The sequence below is a fragment of the Bacillus sp. FJAT-26390 genome, assembly GCF_001682865.1.
Lineage (GTDB): Bacteria > Bacillota > Bacilli > Paenibacillales > Paenibacillaceae > Pristimantibacillus.
Window position 1 is genome coordinate 1794462 of sequence record NZ_MAQX01000001.1, and the last position, 10694, is coordinate 1805155.

At 48.5% G+C, this 10694-nt stretch carries 12 protein-coding genes and 1 riboswitch; all 12 genes read right to left on the reverse strand.

What is annotated here, in order from left to right:
* Positions 1–20: 20 nt before the first annotated feature.
* Positions 21–767: a pseudouridine synthase gene (locus A7975_RS08310; protein ID WP_053377858.1), complete on the reverse strand. Its 747-nt coding sequence runs from the start codon at positions 765–767 to the stop codon at positions 21–23.
* Positions 768–821: 54 nt separating this feature from the next.
* A complete protein-coding gene (locus tag A7975_RS08315; protein WP_065384880.1) occupies positions 822–1325 on the reverse strand; it encodes a spore maturation protein in 504 nt (167 codons plus the stop codon).
* A 25-nt stretch (positions 1326–1350) separates the two neighbouring features.
* A complete protein-coding gene (locus tag A7975_RS08320) occupies positions 1351–2010 on the reverse strand; it encodes a nucleoside recognition domain-containing protein (RefSeq protein WP_053376702.1) in 660 nt (219 codons plus the stop codon).
* Positions 2011–2076: 66 nt separating this feature from the next.
* On the reverse strand, positions 2077–3267 hold the full coding sequence (locus tag A7975_RS08325; protein WP_065384756.1) for a D-alanyl-D-alanine carboxypeptidase family protein: 1191 nt from the start codon (positions 3265–3267) through the stop codon (positions 2077–2079).
* A gap of 133 nt (positions 3268–3400) precedes the next feature.
* Entirely contained in the window at positions 3401–3886 is a 486-nt protein-coding gene (gene ytfJ / locus A7975_RS08330) for a GerW family sporulation protein (protein ID WP_053376704.1), read from the reverse strand.
* Positions 3859–4554, reverse strand: coding sequence for a DUF2953 domain-containing protein (locus A7975_RS08335; protein ID WP_082198045.1), 696 nt, complete (start codon positions 4552–4554; stop codon positions 3859–3861). Before A7975_RS08335 ends, ytfJ begins: the two co-directional genes overlap by 28 nt.
* A 55-nt stretch (positions 4555–4609) precedes the next feature.
* Entirely contained in the window at positions 4610–5212 is a 603-nt protein-coding gene (gene scpB, locus A7975_RS08340; RefSeq protein WP_053376706.1) for an SMC-Scp complex subunit ScpB, read from the reverse strand.
* Positions 5181–5960 carry a segregation and condensation protein A gene (locus tag A7975_RS08345; RefSeq protein WP_053376707.1) on the reverse strand — a complete coding sequence of 260 codons (780 nt, stop codon included), beginning with the start codon at positions 5958–5960 and terminating at the stop codon, positions 5181–5183. The genes scpB and A7975_RS08345 overlap by 32 nt, the downstream gene beginning before the upstream one ends.
* A gap of 36 nt (positions 5961–5996) precedes the next feature.
* Positions 5997–6467 (reverse strand): 6,7-dimethyl-8-ribityllumazine synthase, encoded by a 471-nt coding sequence (gene ribH / locus A7975_RS08350; protein ID WP_053376708.1) that lies wholly within the window; start codon positions 6465–6467, stop codon positions 5997–5999.
* 22 nt (positions 6468–6489) lie between these two features.
* Positions 6490–7725: a bifunctional 3,4-dihydroxy-2-butanone-4-phosphate synthase/GTP cyclohydrolase II gene (locus tag A7975_RS08355; protein ID WP_053376709.1), complete on the reverse strand. Its 1236-nt coding sequence runs from the start codon at positions 7723–7725 to the stop codon at positions 6490–6492.
* Between the two features lie 755 nt (positions 7726–8480).
* Positions 8481–9140: a riboflavin synthase gene (gene ribE, locus A7975_RS08360; RefSeq protein WP_065384758.1), complete on the reverse strand. Its 660-nt coding sequence runs from the start codon at positions 9138–9140 to the stop codon at positions 8481–8483.
* Between the two features lie 20 nt (positions 9141–9160).
* Positions 9161–10258, reverse strand: coding sequence for a bifunctional diaminohydroxyphosphoribosylaminopyrimidine deaminase/5-amino-6-(5-phosphoribosylamino)uracil reductase RibD (gene ribD / locus A7975_RS08365; protein ID WP_065384759.1), 1098 nt, complete (start codon positions 10256–10258; stop codon positions 9161–9163).
* 220 nt (positions 10259–10478) lie between these two features.
* Positions 10479–10687: riboswitch (FMN riboswitch) on the reverse strand.
* Positions 10688–10694 lie beyond the last annotated feature (7 nt).

Genomic DNA, 10694 nt, shown 5'->3' on the forward strand with positions numbered 1-10694 from the left:
GCAATTACTGCCGCCGTCGATTACTTTTTATGAACTTTATGTGTCTTGTTTTGCGCTATTGCTAGCAGTTCTTTGATTTCCTGCGGCGTTAAATGGCGATACTTGCCTCGGCCTAGATTCTCCAGTCCAACCTCGCCAAAACGAATGCGCTTCAGTCTGATTACCTTATGTCCAATCGCTTCAAACATACGGCGAACCTGACGGTTGCGTCCTTCGAAAATCGTAATCGTAATCGTCGCTTCATTACCTTCCGTATCCACATCATGATACTCTACCTCGGCAGGAGCGGTCATGCCGTCCTCCAGCTTAATGCCCTTCTGAAGCTGCTCAAGCGCGGTTCCATGAGGAACACCTTTGACGGTAGCGCGATAGGTTTTCGGTACGTGATGGCTCGGATGTGTTAACAAATTGGCGAATTCGCCGTCATTCGTTAGAATTAGAAGTCCTTCCGTATCGTAATCCAATCGACCGACGGGATATACTCTCTCTTTGATGCCTGGCAGGAAATCAGCAACCACTTTGCGGCCTTGCGGGTCTTTGGCGCTTGTTATGACTCCCTTAGATTTGTTAAGCATGAGATAGAGCTTCTTCTCGCTCCGGATCGGCTTGCCGTTAACCGTAATGGTATCGACAGCAGGATCTGCTTTGACGCCAAGCGTCGTCACCTTCTCACCATTAACCTCAATCATGCCAGCCAAAATCATTTCTTCACATTTGCGACGGGATGCGACTCCCGCAGCGGCTAATACCTTCTGTAAACGTTCCAATGCTTTCACCTCAATCTCCATCATAACGATATGAAGAACAAAGTACAAGCTTCACTATCCGAATATGTATATGCAAATGAAAATCGCTGCAAAAAAACCGACCAAATCCGAAAATAATCCTACTTTTAGTGCATAACGCGTTCGACGAATGCCAATAGCTCCAAAATAAACGGTAAGCACATAAAGGGTTGTATCCGTGCTGCCTTGAATGGTGGAAGCTATTCTCCCGATCATGGAATCCGGCCCAAAGTTTTGAATGAGATCGGTAGTGAAGGCAAGCGAACCCGCTCCGGTGAGCGGCCTCAAAATGCCGAGTGGGAGCACCTCGCTTGGAATGCCCACATAATCGAATAAAGGCCTAACGGCAGATAGCATCAATTCTAAAGCTCCCGATGCGCGGAACATGCTGATAGCAACCATCATGCCAACCAAATGAGGAATAATGTTAATGGCTGTCCCAAAACCGTCTTTCGCGCCTTCGACAAACGTTTCATAGACGGGCACTTTGCGTCTGAGAGCTGCATAAAGCGGAATAAATACGATAATGGCAGGAATCATCCACGCGGATAAGCTGGTAAATACACTATACAACCGTCTCACCTCCCGCGGCAGGAAGCGCCCCCTTCATATTCGTAGGACCGGAAAGCGTTGGCGTAATTGGCGGCGGCGGCGATTTCCTTCTATACCAGCGGTCAGCAAGGATGGCAGCGGTGGTGGCTACGAATGTAGCAGCCAATGTCGTGCCTATTATCTCGGCTGGGTTAGCCGATCCATAGTTCATCCGAATGGCGATGAGAGTGGTCGGAATGATCGTTATACTGGATGTATTAAGCGCTAGCAGCGTACACATCGCCGGGGTTGCCGTGGCTGGATCAGGATTCAGCTTTTGCAGCTCCTGCATCGCTTTTATTCCCATAGGGGTAGCCGCATTCCCAAGCCCAAACAGATTAGCGCTCAAGTTGCTCATGATGTATCCGATAGCGGGATGATTGCGGGGAACGTCAGGAAATAACATACGCACGATTGGTCCTAGCATGCGAGCTAATTTTTGAAGCAATCCGGCGTCCTCCGCAATCCGCATCATTCCAAGCCAAAATACCATAATGCTAATTAAGCCAAAGCTCACGGTGACCCCTGATTTGGCTCCTTCGAAAGCAGCTTGCGTCACCGCATCCATCTTGCCGGTTGCCGCAGCTACAACTACGCTCGCTACGATGAAAAACAACCAAATCCAGTTAACCATCTATGCCGCCTCCCCATTTGCAACATTGCTTTAATAGACATGAAGCGTCTCCCTCGCCGGCATGTCCTAATGATCAAATAATGCGTCTAACACCTTCGATATGGACTTGGCCAATTTCCCGCGATCATCATTCGCAGACGCTTTTTTGAATTCCTCTAACGATTGCATAACATGCAATGATTTCGTCGGAAGCTGAAGCCTGCTGCTAGCAACGTCATAGACCGGTACTGCGCCTATCCGATTTTCATTCATATACCACTCCAACATGCCGCGTTCGCCAAACGTGTAGCGCATCGATTCCATATCGTGAAGAACCAGTCGCGACTGAACTGTTTGTAACTCTTCCTCTGCAAGCGGATATTTGAATGATTGGCCAACCGCGTAAGGATAACCCGCAATCGTTTGTCCTTTTGCGGCTATTTCCTGCAACGGGTAGTTGCCAAAACCCCAATCCAGCATCTTGCGGTGATCCGACCAATCATCGCTGTCATTGATGGTTACGGCTGCGAGCTGCTGGCCTTGCCTGGTTGCCGAGCTGACTAAACAGCGCAGCGATTTCTTCGTATAGCCGGTTTTCACGCCATCTGCTCCTTCGTACATCGAGAGCATTTTGTTTTTGTTTTTATAGCTGTATTCCCAGTTGTCGTGCGGATTAGGCACATTTTTCTCCTTCGTGCTTACGATTTCTGCGAACACTTCATTTTTCAGCGCATACGCGGTAAGCTTGGCCAAATCATTTGCAGAAGAAAAATGCCCTTCCTCATCAAGCCCATGCGGATTTTTAAATTGCGTATGCTCCAGTCCAAGAAAGGTTGCTTTCTCGTTCATGAGATGCACGAAGCCCTCTTCGGTGCCACCTACATGCTCAGCAATTGCAGTTGCTGCGTCGTTGCCGGATCTAAGCATAAGTCCATACAGCATGTTGAGAAGGCTCATTTCTTCGCCAAGCTGAAGATAGATGGATGACCCTTCCTTGCCTACCGCACGTTTGCTTGTCTTCACCATATCCGTCAGCTTTCCATGATCAATAGCCACGATTGCTGTCATTATCTTTGTCAGGCTTGCAATTCTCATCGATGTATCGCCATTAGCGCTGTACAGCAATCTGCCAGACTCTACATCAATCAGCGCCGAAGCCTTCGCATTCGTATGTAGCGGACCAGGCTTGGCGCTTACAGCAGGCCACTGGCTGGTCCCAACCAACAAGACTGCCAATAAACCTATTGCAGCAATCCGCCGCAGCTTTTTGGAATACATGTTTATGCTTGCCCCTCTCGCAGCGTTAGTAGGTAAAGCTTCTGCTCGTATATTCCAGTATATGCCTGTACATGTTGCTCTAGACGAAATTAAGCTAACAAAAAATGAAAAACTGCCCTCTCGGGCAGTTCTGTCATAAGAGGTGATCGTTAGCTTCGACACGTCCGCTGATTACGCTAGTTGACGGATCGCTATATGCTGCTGTATTAATGGGCTGCTTCATCATGGATTGAAGCTTGTCGAACACATGCGGAGCAGAATCGATAACACGCTCAAGCAGATGCGTTTGATTATCGAGCGGAACGATTTTTACGCCGTGTGTGCCGACGACCAAAAAAGCGATTGGCGTAATCGATACGCCGCCGCCGCTGCCGCCGCCAAACGGCATCGATACGGAAGCATGCTGTGCATCGGAATTTGATCCATTCTTATGGTCGGCATCATCTAATCGAATGTCACTGCCGCCTGCCACAAATCCAAAGCCCACTTTGGAGATCGGCATGATAATGCTGCCGTCCGGCGTTTGAACAGGATCACCTACGATTGTATTGACGTCAACCATTTCTTTAATATTTTCCATTGCGGTTTGCATTAAGCCTTGAATAGGATGTTCTGCCATGCTTTGACGCCTCCTTTCAATTTCCTCATCCGAACTGAAAGCTGTAGCCCGGCAAGAATAGCATAACCGAAGCGTATTTGAGCTATGCATGACCACTCTGTTCGAAAGGAAGATCCCTGATAAACAGGCTGCACGGTCATTTTCGGCTCCGTCTTCAGCTTAACCATTTGGGATAAGACGCCGATGATCGATGTTTTCACAGACCACACCGCTCCCGTCGTCATGGCTGTCCACATCGCATCTCCCGTTCCTACCGATGTTGTCCAATTCCATTCCACCAAACTAACCTTAGTTAGCGTCTGCCTAACCCAGCCCTTTAAATTTCGGGTCATTTGCAACACATGCTTGAATTTATCGATGCCTTTTATTACTTTTTCCGCATCGATGTCCTCGTAATACTGCGACCAAGTGTCCGTTGATACATTCGTTTTTGAAACCTGCTCCTTCAGTTGGACAGATGTACCGGTAAATCGAATAATGGGCACCTTGAATCGGTAGTGAATGATTCCGTAAAGTGCTCTTATATTCAATTCAATATCATCGTTGTCTCCAAGTCTCCGCAAATGCCCGTTTATAACGACCCGAGAGCTAAAGATAAGCACAAAAATGAGCAAAAAAAAGAGACCGGCCGCCGTTATCCAACCGTAAGGGTAACTGAGCATCATCATGCTTCCTCCGTTTCCCTCATATGGGTTGAATATAGTATGACCCGGCGGTCAAATCTCATTCTTTTATTTCTTCAATTGTCATCTGCCTGCCATCCAATCGCTCGAATAGCAGCTGCGTTTGTTCTTCAAGCGCGTCATCCAGATCTACGTTTCCTGGTTCTGGAAGCTCCTTGATCGAAGGTAAACCAAAATAATCTAAAAATGATTTCGTTGTGCCGTACAAAATTGGACGGCCGATCTGCTCGGCGCGGCCGACCTCCTCGATCAAATCTTTGGATACAAGCGACTGAATCGCTCTGTCGCTCTTTACGCCACGGATCTCTTCGATCGATATTCGAGTAATCGGCTGGCGATAGGCGACAATCGACAACGTCTCTAATGCCGCTTGCGAGAGCTGTGAGCGCGTAGGCGTGTAAGCCATCCGCTCAAAATAAGGAGCATGCTCCAAATGCGTCGTTAACCGGTAAGAAGCGGCTACCTCGGCGATTTGAATGCCGCGTCCCTCACGCTCCAAGTCCCGCTGCAAATCATAAACCAAATCCGAGGCAAGCTCGGCATCCAGCTCCAAAATATCGGCGAGCTGCCGCTTCGTCAATCCCTCATCACCTGCCATGAACAGCAAGCCCTCAATAATCGTCTTCAACTTCTGATAATCCAATTTCTGACGACTCTCCTCTCCAATGTATGACGATGTCGTCAAACAACTGATGCTGGAAGCAGCGAATATGCTTCATTTTCATGAGCTCCAGTATCGCTAGAAAAGTAACCACGATTTCATGCCTGTCCATATTTTCGCGAATGAGCTTGGAGAAACGAACCGTTTCAAATTGTTTCAGTACGACAACAATATCGCGAATCCGGTCCTTTACCGAAATCTCGTCACGCTGTACCGTCGCCACTACGTTGCGCCTTGAAGCTCTGCGCAGCGCCTTCTGGAAAGCGACGATTAAGTCCGATAGATGCAAGCCTTCTACTGGATTAACCTTCTCTTCCTTCATAAAAGGAGACATATCCTCCGGCTCTCGTGAATAGACAAGGCTGCGCTCGAATTCCTTCTCGCGCAGCTGCTCGGCAATTTGTTTGAATTTTCGGTACTCGACAAGCTTCTGGATGAGCTCATCGCGCGGATCTAGTCCGTCGTCTGGCCAATCCTCATAATCATCCTCAAATACGGGAGGCTTAGGGAGAAGCTGCTTGCTTTTTATCGCCAAAAGGGTGGCCGCCATGACTAGAAACTCACTCGTAACCTCAAGCTCCAGCTCCTTCATCGCATGCAAGTAATCCATATATTGAATCGTAATTTCGCTGATAGATACTTCATGGATATCGATCTCGGCTTTGTCGATCAAGTGGAGCAACAGATCAAGCGGCCCCTCAAAAGAATCCAGCTTATAAAGCACCGACACTTACATTTCCTCCCGCCTAGCCTTAAACTTCGCTGCTTAGCCTTGCAATTGTTTGGTCAAATTCGCCATTTCAATTGCGCTTGTTGCAGCTTCATAGCCTTTGTTGCCTGCTTTCGTACCGGCACGCTCAATGGCTTGCTCAATGGAATCTACCGTCAGTACGCCGAAAATCGTCGGAATACCTGTTTTTAATGCAATCGCCGCTACGCCTTTAGCCGCTTCGTTGCATACAAAATCAAAATGTGGCGTTGATCCCCGAATAACTGCGCCTAGCGTGATGACAGCGTCATACTTGCCGCTCTCCGCCATTTTTTGCGCGATTAACGGAATTTCGAATGCTCCCGGCACCCATGCGACTTCTACGTCGGAATCCTGCGCGCCGTGGCGTTTAAACGCATCCAGCGCTCCGCCAAGCAGCTTGCTTGATATAAACTCATTGAAACGGCCTACTACTACTCCATATTTTAAACCTTCTGATACTAAATGTCCCTCATAAATTCGTGTCATTTGTCATCTTCCTTCCGTTATTTTAAATGATATAGTCAATATCTTCAAAGCTTAATAAGTGACCAAGCTTCGTTTTTTTTGTGCGGAGATAACTTTTGTTATCTTCTTTTTCGTCCATTTGGATAGGAACGCGCTCTACAACCTCGAGTCCGTAGCCCTCTAATCCTTTGATTTTGCGAGGATTATTCGTTAGCAGTCGCATTTGGCGAACGCCAAGATCCTTCAAAATTTGCGCGCCTATACCATAATCGCGCAAATCAGCCGGAAAGCCAAGCTTTAAATTTGCATCAACGGTATCGAAACCTTGCTCTTGCAGCTCATAAGCCTTTAATTTGTTGATCAGGCCGATGCCTCTTCCCTCTTGACGCATATAGAGAAGTACGCCGCTTCCCGCTTCTTCAATCTGCTTCAGCGCTGCTTCAAGCTGCGGACCGCAATCGCAGCGGTGTGAATGGAATACATCGCCGGTGAGGCATTCTGAATGAACGCGCACAAGCAGAGGACGCTCAGGGTCGATATCACCTTTAACGAGCGCGATATGTTCTTTATTGTCGACCAAGTTTGTATAAGCTATTGCGCGGAAAGTCCCAAAATCAGTCGGCAGCTTCACATCAACCGCGCGCTCAACGAGCTTTTCCTTTGCATTGCGGTACTGGATCAGCTCTTGAATCGTAATCAGCTTAAGATTGTGCTTTTCCTTGAAAACAAGCAGATCCGGCAAACGAGCCATCGTGCCGTCTTCGTTGATAATTTCACAAATGGCTGCGCCTGGCGCGGAACCGCACATAACAGCAAGATCAATCGCCGCCTCCGTATGTCCAGCACGGCGCAGGACCCCGCCTGAGCGTGCAATCAGCGGAAAAATATGACCAGGCCGGCGGAAATCGGCTGCCTTTGTCGTTGGATCAACAAGCGCCTTGACCGTTTCCGAGCGCTCATACGCCGAAATACCGGTCGTCGTCCCAATATAATCAACCGATACGGTAAACGCCGTGCCATGATAGTCGGTATTATGCGTCACCATCGGCGGCAAATCAAGCTGCTCCGCACGCTCTTGCGTAATCGGAACACAGACAAGGCCGCGCGCTTCCGTGATCATGAAATTAATGACCTCCGGCGTCGTTTTATCTGCGAGTGCGATTAGGTCGCCCTCGTTTTCCCGATCCTCGTCATCTACGACAATGATCGGCTTCCCTAGCTTGAGATCAGCCAGCGCTTCTTCGATTTTATCAAATGTAACTTTTTCTGTATGTTCCATATGGGATTCCCTCCTTTGTGACAACCAACCTTAGTAAGGCTTTCTACCAAACCTTTAAAGGCTTTTCGAACCCTCCCTAACCCTCCCTTCCAAGGGAGGGCCCCAAGGACTGCGTCCTCTGGACACCTGCAATTGGACTAACGTTGAAGGGAAACAGGTGGTTGTGTGCTGCTTTTTCTGTAGGCTCGCTTTCGTCCCTGCGGGACACGCTTTCTGTGTGTGCACCCGACTTGAAAATTAGCTANACTGCGTCCTCTGGACACCTGCAATTGGACTAACGTTGAAGGGAAACAGGTGGTTGTGTGCTGCTTTTTCTGTAGGCTCGCTTTCGTCCCTGCGGGACACGCTTTCTGTGTGTGCACCCGACTTGAAAATTAGCTACTTAAATAACGTTTGGGTTACCAAGGCTATATTCTGCTGAGTGTTCACTTTGATCGCTTTCGTCCCTGCGGGACACGCTTTCTGGTGTGTACCTGAGTAACTTATAAATTTACTGGAAAAACTCCATCTAATTTGCTTNGTGTGTACCTGAGTAACTTATAAATTTACTGGAAAAACTCCATCTAATTTGCTTGAATTTCTGCTTATTTATCGTTTAGATGGAATTTCTCCTGCTAAATTGGCGAATATTCACCCAAACAAGCTAGTTCCTCGTATTTAGATGGATATTTTCCAGTTAACTGCTGAAATTGCGTACATTTTCAATATTTAACGGGAGTTTTTACCGTTATTTATTAAAATACTCACCTTTTAAATTATAAAAAACCATTTTCCATAAGAAATGATGTGGTGAGTTTTGATCCTGCCGGTGCCGATTCTGGCTGCTTGAAATGAAGCAGGTGATCGACGTATTTGCCGATGACATCGCACTCTATATTGACCGAGTCGCCAGCATGCTTATGCTGTAAGGCTGTTTCGCCAAGGGTATGCGGGATGATCGATACGGAAAAAGCGCTTGCGGATGTATCCACCACGGTAAGGCTGATTCCGTCTATGGTGATGGAGCCTTTCGGAATAACGTAACGCAGCATGCCTGCATCATCTAATTGCACTTTATAAACGACTGCATTCGCGTCTGTTTCCCGATTGACTATTTTTCCGGTTCCATCGATATGTCCCTGCACGATATGGCCGCCGAACCGACCGCCTGCCTGCATGGCACGCTCTAAATTTACTCGCTCACCGGCCCGAAGCTGTTGCAGGTTGGATTTGCGATACGTTTCAGGCATTACGTCTGCTGTGAATGAAGAGCTGTCAAACGACGTTACGGTAAGACATACGCCGTTAACCGAGATGCTGTCCCCGAGCATGACGCCGTCTGTCACACGGGTTGCCCCGATGACGAGACGCATCGCTTCACCCTGCTTCGTTATCCCTTTCATCTTTCCCAATTCTTCCACTAATCCGGTAAACATGGGCTTCCTCCTCAAAAACCTTAATAAACGGGATAACCCGAGACACAGATGTCTTCGCCAGCCATCTCCACGCTCACTCGCTCAAGCTGAATGGCATCCGCCATTTTCTCGAATCCCGCGAAGGTGAATGTGCCAGGCGCATCTGTCCCTCCAATAATTTTAGCTGCATAATACAGTACAATTTTATCGATTAGTCCTGCCTCCAGCATCGCACCATTCAATTGTCCTCCGCCCTCAAGCAGGATCGATCCGATCTCTAGCTCTCCGAGCTTCTTCATCGCTGCGGCTAAATCCACCTTCGCATCTGCACCGCAGACGACGATTTCAACGCCAGCCGCTTCTAAAGCGACGCGCTGCTCTGCACTTGCTTCACCAGAAGTTAACACGATGGTGCGGATCGAACGATCGGTTACTACCCGAGCATCAAGCGGCAATCGGAGCTTTGAATCTACGATAATCCGTACCGGGTCGATAGCTGGAACGGAAGCACGTGTGTTCAATAAAGGATCATCGGCCAGCACCGTACCTATTCCAACCATAATGGCTTCATGCTGATGTCGGAGCGTATGAACCTGCTCACGTGCTGCAGAGCCGGTTACCCAGCGGCTGTCACCCGTTCGCGATGCAATTTTTCCATCAAGCGTGCTGGCGGTTTTCAAAGTGACAAACGGTTGCCTTGTCGTAATGAACTTGTTGAATTTCTCGTTCATGAGCTCGGAGCGCTCCGCCAGAACGCCTACGGTAACGTCAATGCCTTCTTCGCGAAGCCTAGCGATTCCTCTGCCCGACACCTCTGGGTTAGGATCACCGCACGCGACCACTACCCTTGCCGCTTTCGCAGCGATGATGCGCTCGCAGCAGGGAGGCGTCTTGCCAAAATGGCTGCAAGGCTCTAGCGTCACATATACCGTGGCGCCTTCCGCCTCATCCCCAGCCATCTGTAGGGCGTGCACCTCAGCATGACCGGTTCCGCGCTTCAGATGCGTTCCGATTCCGATGATACGTCCATCTTTTACGACTACGCAGCCGACGACGGGATTAATCCCTGTTTGACCGGAAGCTTTTGAAGCCATATCTAACGCTAACCCCATGTAATACTCATCGTTTAACACGTCCATATACAAAAAACACCCCTATCGGCAAACGATCCGACAGGGGTGATGAGTGAATGAATAGATAACTGCGACAAAACCGATCGGCGTTGTCGGTTTTAGAATCCGACTAATCCTTTACCGCAAAATCGCGATGACGGTTTGTAAAATACGCTAAAAAAACAAACCTACTTCGTATGTGAAATAAAACACACACACAAATAAGCTGATATTATAGCTGTCGTAGCATCCCCTTCTCCCATCCAGACTGTACTGTCGGTCCCGGATTTACACCAGGTCCACCGTTCCAATCCGCATTTTATTCGGATAACTCCGAGTAAAAGCATCTTAGACCGGGTCACGGACTGACGACAAGCACAGAAGTTCGGTTATCCGATCCCCCTGCACCTGCCGATCACCGCCGGTTAGGAATTTCACCTGACCCCGAAGGAAAGCTGCAAAA

Coding starts and splice junctions, on each gene's coding strand:
- A7975_RS08355 (WP_053376709.1), bottom strand. CDS start 7,725: ATGGAACATACAGAAAAAGTTACATTTGATAAAATCGAAGAAGCGCTG.
- ribD (WP_065384759.1), bottom strand. CDS start 10,258: ATGGACGTGTTAAACGATGAGTATTACATGGGGTTAGCGTTAGATATG.
- A7975_RS08315 (WP_065384880.1), bottom strand. CDS start 1,325: ATGATTCCTGCCATTATCGTATTTATTCCGCTTTATGCAGCTCTCAGA.
- A7975_RS08335 (WP_082198045.1), bottom strand. CDS start 4,554: ATGATGATGCTCAGTTACCCTTACGGTTGGATAACGGCGGCCGGTCTC.
- ribH (WP_053376708.1), bottom strand. CDS start 6,467: ATGACACGAATTTATGAGGGACATTTAGTATCAGAAGGTTTAAAATAT.
- ribE (WP_065384758.1), bottom strand. CDS start 9,140: ATGTTTACCGGATTAGTGGAAGAATTGGGAAAGATGAAAGGGATAACG.
- A7975_RS08325 (WP_065384756.1), bottom strand. CDS start 3,267: ATGTATTCCAAAAAGCTGCGGCGGATTGCTGCAATAGGTTTATTGGCA.
- ytfJ (WP_053376704.1), bottom strand. CDS start 3,886: ATGGCAGAACATCCTATTCAAGGCTTAATGCAAACCGCAATGGAAAAT.
- A7975_RS08320 (WP_053376702.1), bottom strand. CDS start 2,010: ATGGTTAACTGGATTTGGTTGTTTTTCATCGTAGCGAGCGTAGTTGTA.